The organism is Burkholderia sp. AU33545 (genome assembly GCF_020419685.1).
Lineage (GTDB): Bacteria > Pseudomonadota > Gammaproteobacteria > Burkholderiales > Burkholderiaceae > Burkholderia > Burkholderia diffusa.
In genome coordinates this window covers 382,374-404,955 of the sequence record NZ_JAIZRQ010000006.1, presented here as the reverse complement: position 1 = coordinate 404,955, position 22,582 = coordinate 382,374, and the positions used below count along the sequence as shown (strand labels likewise).

General features: G+C 66.0%; 21 protein-coding genes. 8 read left to right on the top strand and 13 right to left on the bottom strand.

What is annotated here, in order from left to right:
• Positions 1 to 140: 140 nt before the first annotated feature.
• Entirely contained in the window at positions 141 to 1,508 is a 1,368-nt protein-coding gene (locus tag LGM71_RS22040) for an MFS transporter (RefSeq protein ID WP_124626730.1), read from the top strand.
• Positions 1,509 to 1,533: 25 nt separating this feature from the next.
• On the opposite strand, the gene LGM71_RS22035 is transcribed toward LGM71_RS22040, so the two are convergent.
• The 3 genes from LGM71_RS22035 to LGM71_RS22025 all read right to left on the bottom strand — a co-directional run bounded on the left by LGM71_RS22035 (position 1,534) and on the right by LGM71_RS22025 (position 3,874).
• Positions 1,534 to 2,112: an AAA family ATPase gene (locus LGM71_RS22035; protein ID WP_226116404.1), complete on the bottom strand. Its 579-nt coding sequence runs from the start codon at positions 2,110 to 2,112 to the stop codon at positions 1,534 to 1,536.
• Positions 2,105 to 3,526, bottom strand: coding sequence for an alpha,alpha-trehalose-phosphate synthase (UDP-forming) (gene otsA, locus LGM71_RS22030; protein ID WP_226116403.1), 1,422 nt, complete (start codon positions 3,524 to 3,526; stop codon positions 2,105 to 2,107). The genes LGM71_RS22035 and otsA overlap by 8 nt, the downstream gene beginning before the upstream one ends.
• Positions 3,527 to 3,664: 138 nt before the next feature.
• Positions 3,665 to 3,874 (bottom strand): hypothetical protein, encoded by a 210-nt coding sequence (locus tag LGM71_RS22025; RefSeq protein WP_124626724.1) that lies wholly within the window; start codon positions 3,872 to 3,874, stop codon positions 3,665 to 3,667.
• Positions 3,875 to 4,122: 248 nt separating this feature from the next.
• Between LGM71_RS22025 and LGM71_RS22020 the strand changes: the two genes are divergently transcribed.
• Both LGM71_RS22020 and LGM71_RS22015 read left to right on the top strand, forming a co-directional pair.
• Positions 4,123 to 4,713, top strand: coding sequence for a hypothetical protein (locus tag LGM71_RS22020; protein ID WP_175816146.1), 591 nt, complete (start codon positions 4,123 to 4,125; stop codon positions 4,711 to 4,713).
• Positions 4,710 to 5,204 carry a hypothetical protein gene (locus LGM71_RS22015; protein WP_059680486.1) on the top strand — a complete coding sequence of 165 codons (495 nt, stop codon included), beginning with the start codon at positions 4,710 to 4,712 and terminating at the stop codon, positions 5,202 to 5,204. Before LGM71_RS22020 ends, LGM71_RS22015 begins: the two co-directional genes overlap by 4 nt.
• Before the next feature lie 161 nt (positions 5,205 to 5,365).
• Here the strand turns inward: LGM71_RS22015 and LGM71_RS22010 are convergent, their stop codons facing one another.
• The 7 genes from LGM71_RS22010 to LGM71_RS21980 all read right to left on the bottom strand — a co-directional run bounded on the left by LGM71_RS22010 (position 5,366) and on the right by LGM71_RS21980 (position 15,408).
• Positions 5,366 to 5,797, bottom strand: a complete 432-nt coding sequence (locus LGM71_RS22010; protein WP_059605653.1) for a hypothetical protein — start codon at positions 5,795 to 5,797, stop codon at positions 5,366 to 5,368.
• The gene (locus LGM71_RS22005; RefSeq protein WP_203249546.1) at positions 5,794 to 7,077 is read right to left on the bottom strand and encodes a PAAR domain-containing protein; all 1,284 of its coding nucleotides are present in this window, start codon (positions 7,075 to 7,077) and stop codon (positions 5,794 to 5,796) included. Before LGM71_RS22005 ends, LGM71_RS22010 begins: the two co-directional genes overlap by 4 nt.
• Positions 7,078 to 7,089: 12 nt before the next feature.
• On the bottom strand, positions 7,090 to 7,911 hold the full coding sequence (locus tag LGM71_RS22000) for a DcrB-related protein (RefSeq protein WP_226116402.1): 822 nt from the start codon (positions 7,909 to 7,911) through the stop codon (positions 7,090 to 7,092).
• A 97-nt stretch (positions 7,912 to 8,008) separates the two neighbouring features.
• Positions 8,009 to 8,695 carry an ankyrin repeat domain-containing protein gene (locus LGM71_RS21995; RefSeq protein ID WP_226116401.1) on the bottom strand — a complete coding sequence of 229 codons (687 nt, stop codon included), beginning with the start codon at positions 8,693 to 8,695 and terminating at the stop codon, positions 8,009 to 8,011.
• 95 nt (positions 8,696 to 8,790) lie between these two features.
• Positions 8,791 to 11,790 carry a type VI secretion system Vgr family protein gene (gene tssI, locus LGM71_RS21990; RefSeq protein ID WP_226116400.1) on the bottom strand — a complete coding sequence of 1,000 codons (3,000 nt, stop codon included), beginning with the start codon at positions 11,788 to 11,790 and terminating at the stop codon, positions 8,791 to 8,793.
• Between the two features lie 500 nt (positions 11,791 to 12,290).
• The gene (locus tag LGM71_RS21985) at positions 12,291 to 13,628 is read right to left on the bottom strand and encodes an AAA-associated domain-containing protein (RefSeq protein ID WP_059680481.1); all 1,338 of its coding nucleotides are present in this window, start codon (positions 13,626 to 13,628) and stop codon (positions 12,291 to 12,293) included.
• Between the two features lie 22 nt (positions 13,629 to 13,650).
• Complete coding sequence (locus tag LGM71_RS21980) at positions 13,651 to 15,408, bottom strand: ABC transporter permease (RefSeq protein ID WP_124621670.1); 1,758 nt, start codon at positions 15,406 to 15,408, stop codon at positions 13,651 to 13,653.
• A gap of 505 nt (positions 15,409 to 15,913) precedes the next feature.
• Between LGM71_RS21980 and LGM71_RS21975 the strand changes: the two genes are divergently transcribed.
• Positions 15,914 to 16,180 carry a hypothetical protein gene (locus LGM71_RS21975; protein ID WP_014896379.1) on the top strand — a complete coding sequence of 89 codons (267 nt, stop codon included), beginning with the start codon at positions 15,914 to 15,916 and terminating at the stop codon, positions 16,178 to 16,180.
• Between the two features lie 40 nt (positions 16,181 to 16,220).
• Here LGM71_RS21975 and LGM71_RS21970 read toward each other — a convergent pair whose 3' ends face one another.
• Both LGM71_RS21970 and LGM71_RS21965 read right to left on the bottom strand, forming a co-directional pair.
• Positions 16,221 to 17,537, bottom strand: coding sequence for an ATP-binding protein (locus LGM71_RS21970; protein WP_124901065.1), 1,317 nt, complete (start codon positions 17,535 to 17,537; stop codon positions 16,221 to 16,223).
• Positions 17,521 to 18,246, bottom strand: a complete 726-nt coding sequence (locus tag LGM71_RS21965; protein ID WP_059603692.1) for a response regulator — start codon at positions 18,244 to 18,246, stop codon at positions 17,521 to 17,523. The genes LGM71_RS21970 and LGM71_RS21965 overlap by 17 nt, the downstream gene beginning before the upstream one ends.
• 224 nt (positions 18,247 to 18,470) lie before the next feature.
• On the opposite strand from LGM71_RS21965, the gene LGM71_RS21960 reads away from it, so the two are divergent.
• On the top strand, positions 18,471 to 19,022 hold the full coding sequence (locus tag LGM71_RS21960; protein WP_226116399.1) for a periplasmic heavy metal sensor: 552 nt from the start codon (positions 18,471 to 18,473) through the stop codon (positions 19,020 to 19,022).
• Between the two features lie 70 nt (positions 19,023 to 19,092).
• On the opposite strand, the gene LGM71_RS21955 is transcribed toward LGM71_RS21960, so the two are convergent.
• Complete coding sequence (locus tag LGM71_RS21955; RefSeq protein ID WP_226116468.1) at positions 19,093 to 19,791, bottom strand: pirin family protein; 699 nt, start codon at positions 19,789 to 19,791, stop codon at positions 19,093 to 19,095.
• A 369-nt stretch (positions 19,792 to 20,160) separates the two neighbouring features.
• Here LGM71_RS21955 and LGM71_RS21950 point away from each other — a divergent pair, with 369 nt between their 5' ends.
• The 3 genes from LGM71_RS21950 to LGM71_RS21940 all read left to right on the top strand — a co-directional run bounded on the left by LGM71_RS21950 (position 20,161) and on the right by LGM71_RS21940 (position 22,565).
• On the top strand, positions 20,161 to 20,937 hold the full coding sequence (locus LGM71_RS21950; RefSeq protein WP_059603989.1) for an ABC transporter substrate-binding protein: 777 nt from the start codon (positions 20,161 to 20,163) through the stop codon (positions 20,935 to 20,937).
• 228 nt (positions 20,938 to 21,165) lie between these two features.
• Positions 21,166 to 21,855 (top strand): ABC transporter permease, encoded by a 690-nt coding sequence (locus LGM71_RS21945; RefSeq protein ID WP_059603702.1) that lies wholly within the window; start codon positions 21,166 to 21,168, stop codon positions 21,853 to 21,855.
• Entirely contained in the window at positions 21,852 to 22,565 is a 714-nt protein-coding gene (locus LGM71_RS21940; RefSeq protein WP_226116398.1) for an ABC transporter permease, read from the top strand. The genes LGM71_RS21945 and LGM71_RS21940 overlap by 4 nt, the downstream gene beginning before the upstream one ends.
• The last annotated feature ends 17 nt before the right edge of the window (positions 22,566 to 22,582 follow it).

The window sequence follows — 22,582 nt, the reverse complement described above, 5'->3', positions numbered from 1 at the left end:
CGGCCCGGTGATACACTCGACCGGTCCCGCTCCAGCGCCGCCAGGCTGACCGGGCCGTTCACCACCGCCTCCACCCGCGAGCATGGTTGCGCACGCAACCGGCATCCGGGTACGCGGCCAATCACGCCTTCGCTCCCGTCATGAACGCCGATACCGGCCTGCCGCTTCCGCAACGCTACTGGGCAATCGTCTGCGTCGCATTGGGCATCACGCTCGCCGTGCTCGACGGCGCCATCGCGAACGTCGCGCTGCCGACGATCGCGCGCGACCTGCACGCGTCCGATGCCGCATCGATCTGGATCGTCAACGCGTACCAGCTCGCGGTCACGATCACGCTGCTGCCCCTCGCGTCGCTCGGCGAACGCATCGGCTATCGCCGCATCTACATCGCCGGGCTCGGGCTCTTCACCGCGGCGTCGCTCGGCTGCGCGCTCGCCGGCTCGCTGCCCATGCTCGCCGTGATGCGCGTGATACAGGGATTCGGTGCGGCCGGCATCATGAGCGTGAATGCGGCGCTCGTGCGGATGATCTACCCGTCGTCGATGCTCGGGCGCGGGCTGTCGATCAATGCGATGGTGGTCGCGCTGTCGTCGGCGATCGGCCCGACGGTCGCATCGGCGATCCTGTCGTTCGCGTCGTGGCCCTGGCTGTTCGCGGTCAACGTGCCGATCGGCATCGCCGCGGTGTTCGGCAGTCTCCGTGCACTGCCGGCCAACCCGCTGCACGACGCGCCGTACGACTTCCCGAGTGCGCTGATGAACGCGTGCGTGTTCGGCCTGCTGATCATGGCCGTCGACGGGCTCGGCCACGGCGAAAGCCACGCGTACGTCGCGGCCGAACTGGCGATCGCGTTCACCGTCGGCTACTTCTTCGTGAAGCGACAGCTGTCGCAGCCGGCGCCGCTGCTGCCGGTCGACCTGATGCGCATCCCGATGTTCGCGCTGTCGATCTGCACGTCCGTTGCATCGTTCACGTCGCAGATGCTCGCGTTCGTCGCGCTGCCGTTCTGGCTGCAGCATTCGCTCGGTTTCTCGCAAGTCGAAACCGGCCTCTACATGACGCCGTGGCCGCTCGTGATCGTATTCGCCGCGCCGCTCGCCGGCGTGCTGTCGGATCGCTACTCGGCCGGGATCCTCGGCGGAATCGGACTTGCGCTGTTCGCGGCCGGGCTACTGTCGCTCGCGACGATCGGCGCGCATCCGGGCACCGTCGACATCGTGTGGCGGATGGCGCTGTGCGGCGCGGGTTTCGGGCTGTTCCAGTCGCCGAACAATCGAGCGATGCTGTCGTCGGCGCCGCGCGAGCGCAGCGGCGGGGCGGGCGGGATGCTGAGCACGGCACGCCTGACGGGCCAGACGCTCGGTGCCGCGCTCGTCGCACTGATTTTCGGGCTGGCGCCCGACCGCGGGCCGACGATCGCGCTCTATGTCGCCACGGTGTTCGCGGCGCTCGCCGCGGTGGTCAGCATGCTGCGCATCGCGTCGCCGCGCCCCGACGCGGCAACCTGACGCCGCCGCGCGTAGCGAGCGCCGGTCACGCGGCGTCGAGCGCGTCCATCACGAAGCGCACGCGCGCCTTCACGCTCACGCACGGCAGCTCGATCAGCCGATACCCATACGCCGTATAGCACTCGACCATTGCGTCGTAGGTGCGCACCGCCTCGGCGAAATCCTGCCGGCGCTCGGTATCCTGTGTGTAGATGTCGCGCCACGGCGGCGCAATGAACACGCGCCGGTGATAACGGAAGCGCCGCGCCGCGGCCTCCGCATGCGCGGGTACCGCGAGGCCCGTCAGGCGCAGGTAGCCGATCACGTCCGGCACGCCGCGGTCGAAGAACACTGGCCCGCGCGCGCCTCGTGCGAGATGGTACGAACGCATCTCCCAGTTCAGCATCAGCTCGGCGAACGCGGCCCGGTCGCGCCAGGGCAGCGCCGGACCGTCAATCGCCATCTGGTCGCGGATCACACCACGCCCGGCCTCGTGCGAGCGCGCGAAACCGCTGCGCTCGAGCGCATCGAGCAATGTGCTCTTGCCGGAGCCGGGGCCGCCCGTGACGACGAAGAAGCGGGCGGACACCTCCTGCGCGCCGCCCTCCTCCACGCGCTCAGACATGCGCGACTCGCCGGCCCGCGCGCTGCGTGACCGACGCCGCCGCCGCGACGCTGCGCAGGTCGGCGACGAACGTATCGCGCCAGACCGACAGGTTGTTCTCGCGCAGCCGCGCGAGGTTCTCCTCGTGACGCGCCTGCCGCTCCGCGAGCGGCATCGACAGCGCGCGCTCGAGCGCGTCGGCCATCTGCGACAGGTCGTAAGGATTGACGAGCAGCGCACCGGTCAACTCGGCCGCCGCGCCCGCGAACTCCGACAGCACGAGCACGCCCGGATCGGCCGGATCCTGCGATGCGACGTACTCCTTGGCGACGAGATTCATCCCGTCGCGCAACGGCGTCACGTAGCCGACCTGCGACATCCGGAAGAACGCCATGAGCAGATTGCGCTCGTACTTGCGGTTCAGGTACTGGATCGGCGTCCAGTCGAGCTGCGAGAAGCGGCCGTTGATGCGGCCGGCCTCGCCCTCGAGCATTTCGCGAATGCGCTGGTAGGTCTGCACGTCGGAGCGCGTCGGCGGCGCGATCTGCACGAGCGACACGCGCCCCTGCCAGCCCGGCGCGTTGGCGAGCATCCGCTCGAACGACTGGAAGCGTTCGACGAGCCCCTTCGAATAGTCGAGCCGGTCGACGCTCATCACGAGCTTGCGGCCGGCGAGCGCATCGCTCAGCATCTTCACCGGCTTGCGCGAGCCGTACTGGACGGCTGCCTCGGCGATCGCATCCGGATGCACGCCGATCGGATAGGCGGCGACCTTCACGATGCGGCCGTGCGCATGCAGCATCCCGTCGTCGCTCGCCGCGCCGACGCCGCGCCGCTCGATGTAGTCGGTAAACGCCTGCTTGTCGGCATCGGTCTGGAAACCCGCGATGTCGTACGCGCACATGAACTTCACGAGTTCCTCGTGCGGCGGCACGAGGCGCAGCATGTCGGGCGACGGAAACGGAATGTGCAGGAAGAAGCCGATCGGGTTCTTCACGCCGAGCTCGCGCAGGCAATGCGCGAACGGCAGCAGGTGATAGTCGTGCACCCAGATCAGGTCGTCGGGCCGCAGCAGCGCGGCAAGCTGCTTCGCGAGCATCGCGTTCACGCGCAGATAGCCCGCGTACTCCTGCCGGTCGAAGCGCGCGAGATCGCCGCGGTAGTGAAACACCGGCCACAGCGTCGCGTTCGAGAAGCCACGGTAGTACTGATCGTAGTCGCGCCGGGTCAGCCCGACCGTCGCATACGTGACGTTGCCGTCCCGCTGGATCGCGGGTGCCGCGTCGGGCGCACCGACGATCTCGCCGTTCCAGCCGAACCAGACGCCACCGGTTTCCTTCAGCGCGTCCATCACGCCGACCGCGAGGCCGCCTGCGCTCGGGCGCGTGTCCTCGCCGGCGGCGACACGATTCGATACCACGATCAATCTGCTCATGCGACTTCCCCTCCTCGATTCGATTGGCTGGCGCGCGACGCGCGCCAAAGCGGGCGCGGCGGCCCGAAGGCGGCCGCGCGGCGATTCAGTTCCGAGAATTGCAATGAAATACGGCGGTGGAATGCGGCTACGACGAAATCAGGCGTCCTGCTCCTGACCGAGGTCGCGTTGATAGTCGAGCCCTTCCGGGCGAGCGCCGCCCTGGTTGTGATCGCCGTCCGACGGCGTGTCGTCGGGCGCGCCCGCAGGCGGCGCCGATGGCGCGTCGGTCCGCGGACGCGGGCGGTCTTCCGGACGGCCGGCCGCCGCGTCGGGTGGCCGAGGTGATAACCGTTTCGAACGGCGCATGGCTGGGTGTCTCATATGCGGCGCGGCGCGAGGCCGTCGTAGAAACATTCCATAGCAAAACAGTCTAGGTCGCTTCGTTGTGCACGAAGGTAACAATTACCTTCAATTTGTAACGTTTCGACCCTTCGTCGAGCATCTATCCGACAATTACGCCGCCCGCGCGCACGCGGCCTGCCGCGCGGCGATTTGTCAAAGCTTTGCAGTTTTCCTATGACAATTGCGAAACAATGACGCGGCATCAGGCGTGCATGCGTCGCCGCTCACCCAGACAGGACTTGCACTCAGGGATGAACATTCGTTTCGAATCGCCGCGCCGGGCCACGCCGGCGCGCGTCATGCTGGCCGCGATCGCCACGGCCGCACTGCTGTCCGGCTGCAATTCGTTGTACAGCGAAGGCGCGACAGCCGGCGCCGGTATCGCGGGCGCCGCGATCGCCTCCAAGGTCACCAACAACGCCGCCGTCGCGACGGGCATCGGCCTGGGCGCCGTCGCCGGCGCACGGGCTGGTGTCCAGTACACGCAGCGCGTTGCGCACCGCTACACGCAGGAACAGATCGCGAAGGCCGCGGGCCCGCTCGACGTCGGCGGCGTCGCGCCGTGGTCGACGCACCATTCGTTCCCGATCGAGGACGACGAGCAGGGCCGCGTGACGGTCAGCCGGATGATCAGCATCGGCCCGCTCGACTGCAAGGAAATCGTGTTCGCGGTCGACACGCCGGCGAAAGCCGACAAGGCCGCCGAATCGGCGTTCTACGTCGCCACGATCTGCCGCGACGGCCCCGTGTGGAAATGGGCGTCGGCCGAACCCGCGACCGAACGCTGGGGCGCGCTGCAATGAGCGTCGCGATCCGTATCGCGGCGATCGGCGTCCTGTGCGCGGCCAGCGCCGCGCTGTCGGGCTGCGGCTCGGTCGGCGCGGCGAGCGGCGCGCTCGCCGGCGCGGCGACGGGCCTCGTCACCGCGAATCCGGCGGTCGGCGTCGGCGTCGGGATTGCCGTGCAGGCCGCGACCGACGAAGCCGTCAACCGCACGATGAAGCAACTCCATCAGAATCAGCAGGACGCGATCGCGAAGGCGGCAGGCAGCCTGGCCGTCGGCGAAGTGAAGCCGTGGAAGGTGAAGAACACGCTGCCGCTGGAAAACGGCGAAGGCGAAGTGCGCGTCACGCGTGCGTACTCGACAGCGCTCGCGCTGTGCAAGGAATTCGCATTCTCGGTGAAGGACGGCGACAAGGCCGACTGGTATTTCGCGAATGCGTGCCAGCAAGGCACGCACTGGAAGTGGGCGTCGGCCGAACCGGCCGTCGACCGCTGGGGGAATCTGCAGTAACGGGGCGATGCGCCGCGCATCGTGCGTGGCGTCCGTGTCGTTCTGCATACTTTCGTGGTTACAGACGCGTGCGAAGCTGCGCCACGCGTTCCTCGATCTTCGCGGACAGCGCATCGTCCGGGTTGTAATCCAGGGCGGCACAAAATGGGCCGGGCTCGTGCCTAGCGGCTCCAGACATCGATCAAGGATCGCTGCAATTCCTTGTTTTTGGCCAAGCTCGCGATATAGGCGAAGTGATCCTCGTCTTCATCGAGCTCGGGCAGATTCGGATCGAATGTGTCATCGCCAACCCACCACGCGGGATACTGAATCGCATCGCCATCAATGGAAAAAGTCGTCATCCCGCGGTGGAAGTCGTGTTCGTACTTGACGTTGTGTCCGAGATCCGCGAAGTTCCAGCGTTTTTTGTTCCATTGAAGATAAAGCTGCCGATCCGCCGCGAAGACAGCAACGTCCTGGCCCTCGACAGAGATGTAATTCCCCCGCGCCACGTAACCGTCTCCGACCAGCGCGGAAAACACGCCTGTCTCCACATTCAGCTCAACGAAGCTCGACGGGCGATTGATCACGCCGAGTTGCACGTTCTTCATCATTTTCCAACCTTCGCGATGCCAGTAAGAATGTCCATTGAAGGGTTGCTGCGTGTCCCCGCGGCGATCACCCCCTCCGGGCTACCATATTTCTGAAGCAATGCTTCATACGTCGGGCCATACTTGTTTCCGTATTTCGCCATATTGCGCTCATACAACATCGGCAGCTTGTCCTCGGCGTATTTCGACATCCGGGTTTGATTGCGCATGTCGACGATCTGCCGCCCAATCGTTTCTTCGCTGGCGCCGCTGGCGCGCATGTCGGATACCCATGCACTTTCGTCGGCCAGGCCCTGATGGTATTCGAGCCGCACGTTCCGGGCATTGGCAACTTGCTCCGCATTCGTCCAGTCGACCGGCCACTTGGGCGCCGCAAACTCGGATCCTTCCACTGGCGTGTACCCGTAGACACCCTTTGGATTGCTGACGAGGTCCGCCGGCATCGAATCGACCACGTAATCGAAAGGACTCGTCGCGCCGGCCTTGGGCAGCGTGCCGGCAAGCGCGTCGGCGGCGGCTTCCCCGGCAGAGATTTCGCCCGCAACGGACCCGGCGCCCTTCGCACCGCCAACGAGCCCGGCCCCCTTTGCCGCGCCAGCCCCTCCCAGGAGGCTGCCGCCAAGCATCGACCACTTCTGCCCGTCCGACCCTTCTCCAAACACCTTGCCGCCGACCCATGAACCGACTTCCCCGCCGACGAACCCGCCGGCCGCGCCCAGAATCGCGATCGCCGGCCCGGCGAGCACGGCGGTCGCCGCCACGCCGACCGCCAGCATCGTCCAGTTCACCCACGCCGGGATTTCAGGATTGAACTCCCCGACCGCCGGGCCGCCGATGAATACGTTCGGCGATCCGTCGTTGATCAACGCGCCGCACATCATCCGGTCTTCCTTGCGGCTCGCCGGCTGGCTGTTGATGAAGACCGTCGACGAACCCTGCGCGACCACCTGCGGCGGACCCGCGTGATCGCTGCACAGGCCCAGGCTCAGGATGGCACGCATCGCCGCGCGACTGTTGATGAAGACGTTGGGCGAACCCTTTATGAGACTTCCGGTGACATGCCGCGGCGCCCATGACATCGTGCCCAGCACTTCGCCGAGACCGCCGCCCGCAGCAGCGCCCGCCGCGATTGCAGCGACGACCGTCAACGCAGCACCGCCCGTCGCGACCACCGCGACGGCACCGATTACTGCACCCGCGATCAGCCCGGCGATCATCCATCCCTTGGATGCCGTATGCGCGATCGGATCGCCCAACCGCGCAGCCGCGAGTAATGTATCCACGCCCGCTCCCCGTCAGCCCGCGTTCGCAACCGCGGTCAGATAAGCACGCACGGCCCCGACGCTCTGCATGCCGGTCATGCCCTTCACCGCCGTCACACCGTCAAGTCGATCGCTCAGCGATGCGTGCTCGCGCAAATCCACCGTCCACAGCGCGAATTGACGGCCGTCCTTCGCGCGCCACGCCGATTGCCCGTCCGGGGCCGGCTGCAGCACCAGCGGTTCGCCACCCGAGCCGAAGAATGCAGTGTCGTCGAACATTTCCGTGACGTCGTGCCGGTACAGTTCGGCCATGCCCGTGAGCACGTACAGCGTCGCGCTCGGCTCGTGCAGCACGAACACGATGCCCGCCTCGTCCTGGCCAAGCGCGATCGGCACGAAGGCCGCCCGATCGGGCCGGGCCAGCACGACACTCGCGAGCAGGCTCTTGTATTCCTTGCTCTTGTCCTCGGTAAACGACTTCGGACAAGTGCCGATGAAACTGATCGCCACACGTTCGTGCCCCGCCTTCGGCGACATCACGACCGTCTGGCGCTGATGCAGCGGTGCACCTTCCGACACCCAGCGATAATCGATTTCACGGGCGGTTTCGCCGTCGATTTCCCGGTTTTCCAGATGCTTCAATTCGAAACGCGGCAGCGACTTGCGCATCTCCGAGACCAGCCGCGTCACGAACGTATCGACCGTGTCGTCCGGCTCCATCGGCGCGCGCGAAACCACGAAAGTGAATCCGCTACTACCGCTACCCGTTTCATCGACCGTAAACAGGTGAATCGTCTTGTCTTTGAAGTGCGCCGGCAACTGAATGACGGCATCGTTCATCTGATATTCGGACATGCTCTTCTCGGTTCGGCCGGCCCGTCGGGGCAGGTGCCGGATTGACACTGTTCGCCGGCTGCACGGCCGCAGCCGGCGCAACCGTCACGGGGCAACGTTACCGCACGCCAGCCGCGACCAGACGCTTGTGAATGGCTTCGATGCGGCCCTGCTGCGGCGAACCTTTCGGCGTCTGTTGCAGTTCGTCGCCGAGGACCTTCGCGTACGCGAGACCGTTGTCGTTCTTCACCGACGGATCGGCGCCGTGCGCGAGCAGATAATCGACGACGTCCCATTGCCGCAGGCGCGTCGCTTCAAAAAGCGCGGTTTCTTTCATCGAATCCCGCACATTGACGTTCGCCTTGTGCTCGACCAGTACGCGCATTTGCGGCAACAGCGTGTCCTTGCAGGTCGCGAAGAGCAGCGGCGTATCGCCGTCGTACTTGAGATCCGGATTCATGCCGCCGGCGAGCAACGCTTTGAGCAGGTTCGGCGTGTCGGCCCGCGCGGCCAGATATGCAACGTTCGCATCATTCTCGCCGAACGGTTGTTCGGGCTTCGCGCCGTCCCGCACCAGTTCGCTGACGATCTGAAAGCGCACGTTGGCGGCGTCCGTCTTCACCGGCACGGCTTCCTGCACTGCGAACGACAACAGGCTCGCCTTCCTGTTGCCCAGGGCAGCGAGATCGGTATGCGGCGCGAGCGCCTTGACCTGCTCCAGATTCCCGTCGCGAATGGCACGCGCCAGCTCGAGCGGCTGTCCCGTGAAAAAATCTTCGGGCGGGTAACGTTTGAAGTCTGCCATTTTTGTTTCCTGTGCTTGAGTCGGCCACCAGAACGGCGACGACAAACCGATTACCGCGACAACCGCGCCCGCGGCGATGACCTTGCTGTATTTCATCAATGTCCCTGAAGTTGACCGAGCAGCGACGATTGCTGCTCCGCGACGGTCGTATTCAATCCGCTCGTCACCTGCCCCATCATGTGCCGCTGGACCGTCGTCACGCTGGTGCCCGGAATGGTGATCTGCTCGCCGACGGCCTTGGGCATCAGGTGGGACGTCACATCGCTGATCGGGCCGAGCCCGCCTTCCTGCGAGCCCGTCAGGATGTCGCCGTCGACGCGATAGTTCGTGATCGACGACGCCCGCGGCGTGGCTCCGTACAGCGGCAACGTTTCAGGATTGAGGCCTGCCGCGTTGAAGGTGGTCGCGCCAGCGCCGCTCGCCTGCGATGCAGCCGACGCCAACCCGCCGCCGAGCGAATGGCCGGTGAGGTCGAGGCCGCCCGCATTACCGGAGCCGTAGATCTTCTTGCCTAAGGTCACGGCGCGATCGTAGTACGGCGAATTGTCGCCCAGCCCCTGGCTGAGGTTGTTCGACCAGTCCTCCTTGACCGTCGGCTGCGTGCCCTTGAATGCCAGCGTCGGCTTCATGCTGTCGCCGAACACCGCGGGATCGGGTGCGTAGACCTGCGCGCCGAAATTGCTGCCGGGGATCTTCAGATCTTGCGGCCGCATGCCGAACTTCTTCAGCGCTTCCGGATCGTTCGACACGTTCTTCCATCCCGGCGGCGCCGTACCCGGCGTGTACACCGCTTCCGCCAGCTTGGCCAGTTGCTGCGCCTTCACCGTCGCCTGAAGCTTGCGTGCCGCGGCCTGCACCTTCGGATCGGCAGACGCGAGACCCGCGGCGATGACGGCCTGCTGATTCGCCCACTCGATCGCCATCGCCTGCTCGGGCGTGACGAAAAGCCCCTGGTTCAGATGGATCACCGGACCATCGAGGAAAATGCCGCTCTGATTGATCAGGATGCTCGATGCGCCGTGGGACAACTTGATGCTGTCCGGCTTCAGCGTCACGATGCTCGCGCCGACCCGATGCTCGATCTCGTCCGTCGCCTGATAGCTCTGCTTGCCGGGTCCGGCGTCGCCAGCCAGCGCTTGCACGCCAACGGTGTTGGCCGTCGTGAAGCGCGCTTTCGCGATCTTTTCCGACAGGCTGCCTTCTGCGACATGCTTGCTCTCGTCGCCTTTGAGCACCGACACGTTCCGCGCACCGGATTCGACCGTGTGAGACTCGCTGTCCTTGACGATCGTCTTCATGTCCTTCTGCGCATGCAGAAAGACCTCCTGGGCGCCATTCACGTCCGAGAATCGCAGTTCGTTGAAGCCCTCGCCCTTGTGCGTCTGACTGCGCATCCCCATCGTTTGGCCGCCGCTGCCGTGATACGGGTTGCCCGAATCGCCGTTGAACACACGGCCGACGACGATGGGGTTGTCCGGATCGCCCTGATTGAACGAGACGAGCACCTCCTGGCCGATCCGCGGAATCGCCGAGCCACCCCATCCCTTGCCTGCCCATGGTTGCGATACGCGCACCCACATCGAATCGGAACCGTCCAGCTTGCCGCGCCGGTCCCACAGGAAATGGAGCTTGACCCGGCTGCCGTCGGTGTGAATTTCCTCGCCCTTCGGCCCGACCACGATCGCGGATTGCGTGCCCTGCATGTGTGGCTTGGGCGTACGCCGCTCCGGCCTGAACGGAATGTCGATCGGCAGGCACGTAAACGTGTTGTGGTACGGCAGTTTGGAGGTCTGCTGGGTATAGTCGTTCGCGACCTGGTGACGAACGCGAAGAATCACGAAATCCTTGTTGTTATAGGCGGACGTGCCGTGGTTGACCAGCGTGAAGCGCCCGCTCGTCGTCATCCCGTGCGCGTGACCGGCGCCGTTGAAACGATGCGCGAGCGCTTCTTCCGCTTCCATCGCGTAGCACGCGTAACGCTGCCCGTCGTCGCCGTGGTCATACAGCGAATGGAACTGGTAACGCTCCGTCGTCTGGATGTTCGGGTGCTTCAGATTGACGGTCGGCACCTCGACATGCATCAGTTGCGACGACGGCTGGTTGTAGTTGAAATCCCGGTACGTGATCTTGCCGACCCGGAAACTGAATGCCTCGTCCCATCGATCGATGCCGTTCTGCTCGCTGGCCGCGCTGTTGGCTTCGTACGGAATGGTCTTCAGGTTCGGAATCGGCTGGAACACCGCGTTGGTGTCGCCGATCACGAGGATGTGCTTGTCCTTTTCGTAACGGATCGTCCAGATCAGCCCTTCCTGCTCCATTAGGCGCGAGCAGAAACTGTAGTACGACTCGTCGTACATGACGATGTATTCGAGCTTCGGACGTTCGCCCTGCATCGCGAACTCGAAATCCGAAAAACCCATCTCGCGGAAAATGTCGCTCAGGATGTCCTGCGGCGTCTGGTTCTGGAAGATTCGGCAATCGGTCGAGCGGGTGAGAAACCAGAACCACGGCACGACCGACATTTCGTAGCGGGTCACCGAACCCGATTTCCCGACGCGGCCGAACGACGCAACGTAACCGTCGAAATATCGCTTCGTCTCGGTATCCGCCGCCGACGTCACGACCCTCGTCAGACTGAAATCGCGGCTCTGGGGCTCGAGCGTGATCTTGACCCGCTGCCCGACGATTTCCTGCGGTTCGATATTGTTGCGATGGGAAAGCAGGTCGAGATGTGTTTCGGTTAACTGATTGACGTGTTCGTCGATGATCGCCGCGCTGACCAGCAGCACGTCCGGGCCGAGTGGCGTTTCGATCGTGATGAAGCGATTGTCCTGGGTCAGGCGCGGAAGCGCACCCGTCAGGCTGTTGATGGCCTCGGCGATCGACTCCGGGGCCTTGCCCATCAGCGATAGGCCGGTTTGCGCCAGTTGCACCGCGCTCGCGGCACCGCCCAGCAGCCCCGCGCCTGGCATGCCGGTCAGCGCCCCCAGTTGGCCCGCCATGCCGGCAAGCGAACCCAGGTTGCTCAAACCGCCGACCAAAGCCGCACCGCCCCCTCCCATCCCGTCGGGGTTTCCGTTTGCTGCGAAACTCATCGTTAACCTCGTTCTTTTTGTCGGGCGAACCCGCCGCAATCCGGTCGCCATCGCACCACCAAGGCGCTCTCAGCCGCCTTGGTGGCGCCAAATATATCAAACTGTAGGGAAATTCATAACCACTTGTCAGCATTCGATATTCGGCGCCGAAAGCAGTCCGATCGATCAGCAGATCGATCCCCGATACTTATTGCTGGTGGACGGGTGCGATCGCGCGCCGCACCGATGCGGTAGGCATTCAACGCGTGGTGAAAGGAAGGACGGCGTCGGAAGTGAACGAAGCGTTGCCGTCGAAGAATGGAACCGGGCGCGACATCCTCGGCGAATGCCATCCGCAGCGCCCCCGCAGGGCCACGATCCGACAATCAGGTGATCCATGACCCGGCGCCCGTTGCGGACGCCAGGATCGAGCCGCAGGCTCTTGGCCCGCTGCGGCCGAATCCCGCCGCAGCTAGCATCCGGACGATTCCGGTGGATGCACCGGAATCGCCCCGACCGCATCAGGACTCGACGTCCTCGAGACTGAAGATTTCGGTCTGGTCGTTGTACGAGAAGATCTCGCCGTAACGGCCCCAGTCGATCACCGCGTCGAGGGTTTCCTCGGCCGCGCCGTCCGACAGGAAATCCTCCAGTTCCTGCTCGAAACGCACGCGCGGCGCGCGATGGCCGGGGCGCTCGTTCAACACCTTCTTGATCCGCGCGGCGAGCGGCACGTGCTTCAGCAGATGATCGGCGAACATCAGCTTGCGCTCCTGCGTGCCGAATTCCGCGAACACGCGCCCCGGCGGCGTCAGGAACACGTCCCCTTCCCGCACGTCGGCGAAGCCGAGGTACTGCAGCACTTCAGCGATCGGGAACAGGTCGTCGACCTCCAGATGCAGCGTACGTGCGATTTCCGGCATGTCGGCGCGGCCGTGGTACGGCGCCATCGCGAGCGTCTCGATCAGGCCGGCCATCAGGTTGGTCGACACCTGCGGCAGCCAGCTGCCGAGCTCGAGCCCCTTCTTCGTCGCCTCGCCGGTCTGGCGCGCGGTCATCTTCGCGTAGATGTCGTCGACGAGCTTGCGGAAAGCCGGGTCGAGGCGGTTGCGCGGATGCTTGAACGGCACCTTGATCTCGGCGATCACACGACCCGGGTTCGACGACAGCACGAGAATGCGGTCGCACATGAACACCGCTTCCTCGATGTTGTGCGTGACGATCAGCACCGACTTGATCGGCATCCGGCCTTGCGTCCACAGGTCGAGCAGGTCGGTACGCAGCGTTTCGGCCGTCAGTACGTCGAGCGCCGAGAACGGCTCGTCCATCAGCAGGATCGTCGGGTCGACCACGAGCGCACGCGCGAAGCCCACGCGCTGACGCATGCCGCCCGACAGCTCACGCGGGTAGGCGTTCTCGAAGCCGTCGAGACCGATCAGGTCGATCGCGGCGAGCGCGCGTTCGCGCCGCTCGCGTGCGCCGACGCCGAGCGCTTCCAGCCCGGCTTCCACGTTCTGCAGCACGGTGAGCCACGGGAACAGCGCGAAGGTCTGGAACACCATTGCGACGCCTTCGGCCGGGCCGGTCAGCGGCTTGCCGAGGTAGGTCACTTCACCGCCGGTCGGCTCGATCAGCCCCGCGATGATCCGCAGCAGCGTGGACTTGCCCGAGCCGGAGCGGCCGAGCAGCCCGACGATCTCGCCTTCGCGCAGCGACAGGTTCGCGTCGTCGAGCACGAGCAGTTCGCCCTGCGTCTTGTTGAAGCCGCGGCAGACGTGATCCACACGCAGGATTTCCTCACCGAGGCGCGGCGGCTGGGACGTCTGGACGGGGGCGTTTATGGCATTCGGATTGTGCATCGCGTTTCGCTCTCAATCGGTCTCAGTCGAGCCGCAGCTTCGCTTCGGCGAAGGCATACAGCGGGCGCCACAGCAGGCGGTTGAACAGGGTAACGAACAGTGACATCACGGCGATGCCCAGAATGATCTTCGGAAAGTCGCCGGCGGCGGTGGTCTGCGCGATATATGCGCCGAGGCCGTGCGCCTCGATCCTGGTCGTGCCCCACTGCACCGCTTCCGACACGATGCTCGCGTTCCACGCGCCGCCCGATGCGGTGATCGCGCCGGTCACGTAATACGGAAAGATGCCGGGCAGGATCGCCTGGCGCCACCACTGCCAGCCGCGGATCCGGAAGTTCGTCGCGGCTTCGCGATAGTCGTTCGGATAGGACGTCGCGCCCGCGATGACGTTGAACAGGATATACCACTGCGTGCCGAGCACGATCAGCGGCGACAGCCAGATATCGGCGTTCAGATGGAAGCGCGCGATCACGATCACGAACACCGGGAACAGCAGGTTCGCCGGGAACGCGGCGAGGAACTGCGCGAGCGGCTGCAGCTTCTCGGCGAGTTTCGGGCGCAGCCCGACCCATACGCCGACAGGTACCCAGATCACGGACGCGATCGAAATCAGCACGACTACGCGCAGCAGTGTGATGAGCCCGAGCATGATCACGTGGCCGACTTCGGCCATCGTCACGCCGGTCGACACGAAGCTGACGACACGCCACACGATATAGGCCGTGCCGAGCAGCAAGAACGCCGCCCACGCGATGTCGACCGTGCGCGATGCCTTCTTCTCGACTTTGGGCAGCGTGAAGCGCATCGCGCCCGACAGCGGCAGACGCAGCGGAATCCGCGCTGCCTTCGCGAAGAACCAGCCGGCCGGCACGAGCAGCTGATGGATCAGGCGCGTACGGCGCACGAGGTCGAGCAGCCAGGATTGCGGTGCGTCGCCCGACGCGGTGTTCTCCATCCGGAACTTGTCGGCCCACGCGATCAGGGGGCGGAACAGGAACTGGTCATAGGCCAGGATCACCACCGTCATCGTCAGGATCACCCAGCCGATCGCACCGAGGTTCTTGTCCGAGATCGCCTGGGCGAGATATGCGCCGATCCCGGGCAGCGTGATGGTCTGGTTGCCGACGGTGATGGCCTCCGATGCGACGACGAAGAACCAGCCGCCCGACATCGACATCATCATGTTCCAGATCAGCCCCGGCATCGAGAACGGCACCTCGAGCTTCCAGAAGCGCTGCCACGACGTCAGGTGGAAGCCGCGCGACACTTCGTCCAGATCGCGCGGCACCGTGCGCAGCGACTGGTAGAAGCTGAACGTCATGTTCCACGCCTGGCTCGTGAAGATCGCGAAGATCGCGGCCAGTTCGGCGCCGAGCACGCGGCTCGGGAACAGCGCGAGGAAGAACGTCACCGTAAACGAGATGAAGCCGAGCACCGGCACCGACTGCAGGATGTCGAGGATCGGGATCAGCACCATGCCGGCGCGGCGGCTTTTCGCGGCGAGCGTGCCGTAGATGAGCGTGAACGCGAGCGACGCGACCATCGCGGCGAGCATCCGCAGCGTGGTGCGCAACGCGTATTCGGGCAGGTTCGACGGATCGAGCGAGATCTTCTGGGTCTGAAGGGTCCCGATCGGCGCCATCGTTTCATGAAAGCCGACGACCGCCATCGCGATCAGGCAGATGATCAGCGGGAACGCGATGAAGTCCCACCGGTTCGGCAGAACGCGCCACGCGGACGCGTTGGCGGTCCGGTTCGGATTGAAGAATCCGACGTCCATCAGGCGCCCTCCCCGGTAAGGCCGAACGAAGCCGGCAGACGATGTTGATTCATGGCAAAGCGCACGGGCGCGGTAATTCGACGCGGTAACTCGATTGATTCACGATCTGACGCCGGCGCGAGGCGCCGTGCGTGCAGGCTGCGCTCCCGGCGCGGCGAGTCGGGCCGCGACGGCACGACACTACACCAACCTGTATTTCAGGTTCAACCGTCCGGGGCCGGCGCGGGGCCGCGCGACGCGCGAACGGCGCACGGATCGTGCCCGGCACGCGGGCGAACAACAAGCGTGGGATACGGAGCAGCCCGACCGCGGTCCTCCGGCCGGCATGCAGGCCCCGAATTATGCCGTGATCTGGGCCGGCCGGGAACCCGCCAACCGCACGCGGACGCAAACCATGCCGGACGTCAGCGGACGATTGCGGCGAAGCAGGTATGATCGGGGCTAGCCCCTGGCGTCGGTGTTGACCACAGCCGCCAGGGATCGACCGACCAGCGGGAGGAAGGGAATGGCAGGAAACTTGGTGATCGTCTGCCGCGATCAGGATGCCGATGCGTTCTACGAGCTGATGCAGGAGTATGGGTCGTTCCAGACGCGGCTGTCGTCGACGGCATGGTACCTGAACATGAACATCGTGCCGGAATCGCTGCAGGAGGAGATTCTGGAGCGCCTTGGCCGCTACACGACCGTCTATATCTTCGAGGCCACGAGCGTGACCTACAACACCATCGACAGCAACGCCGCCGAGACGCTCGGCACGCTGTTCGGCGAATGAGGCCACGCGGCACCTGCCCGGCAGGCGCCGCATCCGCCGCTTATGCGGCCTGGGCGTGCAGTTCGTCCTTCGGCACCGCGTCGAACGGGAACGTCATCGCCACGCGCAGGCCGCCCTCGGGACGATTGCCGATCTCGCACGCCCCGCCCAGCCTCAGCACCAGCCGCTCGACGATCGCGAGCCCGAGCCCGCTGTGGCCATTGCCGCCGCGCGCCGGGTCGAGCCGCACGAACGGCCGCGTCGCGGCCGCGAGGTCGCGCGGCGCGATCCCGCCGCCGCTGTCGCTGACCGACAGCACGTAACCCGTCGGCGTACGCGCCGTCTCGACGAGCACGGGTGGCGCGCCGTACGCATGCGCATTGTCCAGCAGGTTCGAGAGGATCCGGTCGAGCGTCGCGGTCGGCAGGCGGAAACCTTCGTCGGCGGCCAGATGCGTCTGGACCGCCGGCGCGTTCGGTGCGACCGCGCGATAGCTGCGCGCGATCCGCTCGCAGGTCTGGTCGACCGGCACGGGCTCGCTGCGGTCCGCCCCGCCGTGCGCGAACACGAGGAACTGGTCGACGATGTGCGACATCGAGTCGACATCGCGCACCACACCGTCGCGCAGCCGCGCGTCGTCCATCATTTCCGCGCGCAGGCGCATCCGCGCGAGCGGCGTGCGCAGGTCGTGCGCGACGCCGGCCAGCATCACCGCGCGATCGCTCTCGGCCTGCGACACCTGTTCCACCATCTGGTTGAAGCCGTGCGTGAGCTGGCGCAGCTCGCGCGGGCCGCGCTCGCGCAGCGGCGGCACCGGCTGGCCGCGGCCGAAGCGCGCGACCGCGCGCGCCAGCGAGCGCAGCGGCTGCTGCAGTTGCCAGGCCGCGAACAGCGCGGCGATCACGCCTGCCGAGAAGATCGTGCCGAGCCACAGCAGCATCCGGTCGAGCGAGCGCGGCGGGCGCAGCGGCTGCACCGGCACCACGATCCAGTTGCGATCGGTCGGTTCCTTGACCCACAGCACCGGCGGATGGCCCGGCGCGCCGATCTCGACCCGGGTGCCGGCCGGCATGCGCTCGCTCACGTCGTCGCGGAAACGCTTGAGCGGCGCCGGCAGGTTCGAGCCTGCGCTCGTCGGCACGTCGGGACTGTCCGGCGACACCAGCCGCACCCGTGACGGCAGCGGCTGGTCGGGCGTGCGCTCGACGTGCTGGCGCACGGCGTCGACGAGGAAGGCGGCCTCCTCGACCGCGTAACGCGTCTGCATCTGGCTGCGCTCGAGGCGCATCGCGAAGAACCACGCGAAGTGCGACAGGAGCAGCACGCCGACGACCAGCAGCGCCAGCCGTCCGAACAGTGAATCAATGGGTTTGCGCATGGGCCTCGCCGTCGGGCACGAACACGTAGCCGCGCCCGCGGACCGTCTGGATGAAGCGCGGCGTCGACGGATCCGTTTCCAGGATGCGGCGCAGGCGCCACACCTGGACGTCGATGCCGCGGTCGGTGCCGTCGTACTCGGGCCCGTGCAGCAGCTCGAGCAACCGCTCGCGCGTGAGCGTGCGCAGCGAGTGGTTCACGAAGATCTTCAGCAGCGCGAATTCGCTGCTCGACAGCGTCGCCGGCTTGCCGTCGACCGACAGCGTGCGCCCCTGGAAGTCGAGCACGAAGCGGCCGAACGCGAACGGCTCGCGCTGCTCGGGCGCCGCCGCCGACGGCGTCGCCCGGCGGCGGCGCAGCACGGCCTGGACGCGCGCGAGCAGCTCGCGCGGGTTGAACGGCTTGCCGAGGTAGTCGTCCGCGCCGAGTTCGAGCCCGACGATGCGGTCGACGTCGTCCGCGCGCGCCGTCAGCATGATTACGGGGATGTCGTCGCCGGCCGCGCGCAGTTGGCGCAGCGCGGTCAGGCCGTCCACGCCGGGCATCATCAGGTCCAGCACGATCAGGTCGGGCCGCTCGCGCTCGAGACGCTTCTCGAGCGTCGCCGCGTCGTGCAGCACGGACACTTCCATCCCCTGGCGCACGAGATAGTCGCGCAGCAGGTCACGGAGTTCTTGGTCGTCGTCGACGATGAGGATCTGGGTAGTCATGGCTCGAAGTTTACCGCGCGAGCGCGGAGTCGAAGAACGGTTCAAAGGAACGAAAGGGTTACTGCGGGTTACGACGCAAGGGAACTGTAATGCACCGTAACCCGGCAGCCACCCCACGTAACACCCGCCGGGGCACGCGCCGCTAACCTGCGTCTTACCGGATGCGGCACACGCGTCACCCGCGCACCGCATCGCCGGACCCTTTGGATACAGGAGTTTCTGAAATGTATAAGAACACTTCCCGCGTGGCCATTGCGGCCGCCACCGTGCTCGCTCTCGCATTCGGCACCGCGCGTGCCGCGCAGCCCACCGACATGCCGCCGCCGGGCGGCCCCGGCATGCATCAGATGCACGGCGGCCATGACGGCGGCCCGTTCGGCGTGATCATGAAGCTGCACGATCAGCTGAAGCTCAACGCATCGCAGGAGCAGCAATGGCAGACGGCCGTCAACACGATGAAGCAGAACCATGAGGCGATGCGCAAGAGCCACGAGCAGATGCGCGAGCAATTCAAGGCGCAGCAGAATCAGCCGATCCTCGACCTGAACGCGATGCACGCCGCCCGCCAGCAGGCCGAGCAGCAGAATGCGCAGCTGCGCGAGCAGAGTTCGGCCGCCTGGCTCGCGTTCTACAACGGACTGAACGACCAGCAGAAAACGACGGTCAGCACCGCGCTGAAGCAGCAGTTCGCGCGGATGGAGCAGCGTCACGAGACGATGAAGGAACGCTGGCAGCAGCACCGCGCGGCCAAGGCCGCGTCGGCGCCGGCGCAGTAAGCCGGCGCGCCGCCTCCCCGGGCGGCATCGCAGGGGACGCGGGTACTCGGCCCGCGTCCCCTGTTTCGTTTCAGGCGACGTCGAACAGCAGCACCTCGGCCGCCCGGCCGCGTGCGAACGCGACCGCGTCCACCCCGGCGATCCGCGCGCCGTCGCCCGCGGCCAGCGCGTGGCCGTTGACTTCCACGTCGCCGCGCGCCACGTGCACATAAGTGCCGCGTCCGGCCGGCACGCCGATTGCCACCTCCTCGTCGCCGTCAAGCAGCCCCACGAAGATCCGCGCATCCGCACCGATCGACAGCGCGCCGTCGTCGCCGTCCGCAGACGCGACGAGCCGCAGGCGGCCGCGCTTCTCGTCGTCGGCGAAACGCCGCTGAGCGTAACCGGGCCGCCCACCGCGCTCGGCCGGCTGCAGCCAGATCTGCAGCAGATGCAGCACCCGGTCGCGCGACGCATTGGTTTCACTGTGCATGAGCCCCGTGCCGGCGCTCATCCGCTGGATGCCGCCGGCCCGCACGATGGCCCCGTTGCCAAGGCTGTCGCGATGCGCGAGCGCGCCGTCCAGCACGTAGGTGACGATTTCGAGGTCGCGGCGCGGCTGCATCCCGAAGCCGCGCGTCGGCGCGATCCGGTCCTCGCTCAGCACGCGCAGCGCGCCGAACGGCGGATGTGCGGCCTCGGCGTGGCCGACAAGCGGGAAGCTGTGACTCGACTCGAGCCAGCCTTGGCGCGTGTGGCAGCGGTCGGCGGCGCGGCGGATCTGGAACATGGGGCGGGCACTCCGGCAGGGCAGACATTCTTTCTTCGGGTTTACCTGCACTGTAGGGGCGCGCCAAGCGCGCCACAATCCGCCGTCCGCGCACCGCATCGTTGCACTCACGAAACCAATCGACGCAATGCTCGTTGCGAATACCACGATTGCCGCAACGAGCGGATCGAAGAATCCATCGGTCACGCCGGATTGCCGTTTTCCGGGTATCGCGTTCGGGTAAAATACCGCCCTTTTGGCGTTCGCCCGTCCGGCGAGCGCCGTTGCCAGCGCGCCGAAACACGAATTTTGGCCGTCTAGAATACGCCGCGGCGCCCGGCCCGACCGGCCGCGAGCGCCCTCCCGGAAGTGAGCGACAAAAGGATGGAAATGAAGAAGGCCGCCCTGTGCGCCGCCCTCGCCCTCGTGGCGGGCAGCGCCTTCGCGAAAGAGTGGAAGACCGTGCGGATCGGTGTCGACGCCAGCTACCCGCCGTTCGAGTCGACCGCGCCGAGCGGCGAGATCGTCGGTTTCGACGTCGATCTCACCAAGGAAATCTGCAAGCGCATCAACGTGAAGTGCGTGTGGGTCGCGCAAGATCTCGACGGGATCATCCCCGCGCTGAAGGCGAAGAAGTACGACGTCATCGTGTCGTCGCTGACCGTCACGGACAAGCGTCGCGAGCAGATTGACTTCTCCGACAAGGTGTACGACGCACCCGCGCGGATGATCGCGAAGGCCGGCTCGCCGCTGCTGCCGACGGTCGCGTCGCTCAAGGGCAAGCACGTCGGCGTCGAGCAAGGTTCGACGCAGGAATCCTACGCGAAGGCGTACTGGGAACCGCAAGGCGTGACGATCATTCCTTACCAGAACCAGGACCAGGTCTATGCCGATCTCGGCTCGGGCCGCCTCGACGCGACGCTGCAGGATGAACTGCAGGCCGACTACGGCTTCCTGCGCACGCCGCGCGGCAAGGGCTTCGCGTTCGCCGGTCCGGAAGTGAAGGATCCGAAGACGATCGGCGACGGCACCGCGATCGGCCTGCGCAAGGAAGACACGGACCTGAAGCTCAAGATCAACAAGGCGCTGGCCGACATGCACAAGGACGGCACGTACGACCGACTGTCGCGCAAGTATTTCTCGTTCAGCGTCTACTCGGCTCGCTGAGCACCGACAATGACGGGAAGCGGATGCGGGGGCGCCCCGCGTCCGGCAGTACAGGCAGTCAACCACGCGCCGCCCGCGCCTCGCCCGCCGCTCCCCGCGACGGGCTGGCCCGGCACCGTTGCCGGGGGCGGACGGACATGATATGCACGGGGCGTTCCGCGCAGCTTGGCGGGCGCGTCTTTCGCGGCGCACCGCGTGCGCCGTCCGGGACCACACCAGGGACCACATATGTTTCTACAAGGCTACGGCCCGCTGATCCTCGCAGGCACCTGGCAAACCGTCAAACTGGCGGTGCTTTCGCTCGCGCTCTCGTTCCTGCTGGGCCTGCTCGGCGCGGGCGCGAAGCTGTCGCGCAACCGCTTCACGCACGGCGCCGGCACCGTCTACACCACGCTGATCCGCGGCGTGCCCGACCTCGTGCTGATGCTGCTGCTGTTCTACAGCCTGCAGATCTGGCTGAACATGGCGACCGATGCACTCGGCTGGGACCAGATCGACATCGACCCGTTCCTCGCCGGCGTGCTCGTGCTCGGCTTCATCTACGGCGCGTACTTCACCGAGACCTTCCGCGGGGCGTTCCTGTCGGTGCCGCGCGGCCAGCTCGAGGCCGGCAGCGCGTACGGAATGACCAACTGGCAGGTGTTCACGCGGATCATGTTCCCGCAGATGATGCGCTTCGCGCTGCCGGGCATCGGCAACAACTGGCAGGTGCTCGTGAAGTCGACCGCACTGGTTTCGATCATCGGCCTCGCGGACGTCGTGAAGGCGTCACAGGACGCCGGCAAGGGCACGCTGCGGTTCTTCTTCTTCACGCTGATCGCGGGAGCGGTCTACCTCGCCATCACGACGATCTCGAACTTCGTGCTGATGTGGCTCGAAAAGCGCTACTCGACCGGTGTCCGCAAGGCTGACCTATGATCGAACTCATCCAAGAATACTGGCGCAACTACCTCTACACCGACGGCTTCCGGATCACCGGCGTCGCGATCACGCTGTGGCTGCTGGTCGTGTCGATCGGCCTCGGCTTCTGCCTGTCGGTGCCGCTCGCGGTGGCCCGCGTGTCGAAAAGGAAGTGGCTGTCGGGCGCCGTGTGGCTCTATACGTACGTGTTCCGCGGCACACCGCTGTACGTGCAATTGCTGCTCTGCTACACCGGCCTCTACAGCCTGCAGGTCGTGCGCGGCACGCCGCTACTCGACGCATTCTTCCGCGACGGGATGCACTGCACGCTGCTCGCGTTCACGCTGAACACCTGCGCGTACACCACCGAGATCTTCGCGGGCGCGATCAAGGCGACGTCATACGGCGAGATCGAAGCCGCGCGCGCATACGGGATGACGCCGTTCACGATGTATCGCCGCGTGATCCTGCCGTCGGCGCTGCGCCGCGCGCTGCCGCTGTACAGCAACGAAGTGATCCTGATGCTGCACGCGACCACCGTCGCGTTCACCGCGACCGTGCCGGACATCCTGAAGATCGCGCGCGACGTGAACTCGGCGACCTACATGTCGTTCCATGCGTTCGGCATCGCCGCCCTGCTCTATCTCGTGATCTCGTTCACGCTCGTGTGGCTGTTCCGCCAGGCCGAGCGTCGCTGGCTCGCGTATCTGCGCCCGCAAGGCAAGTAAGTTTTCGCAGGACTATT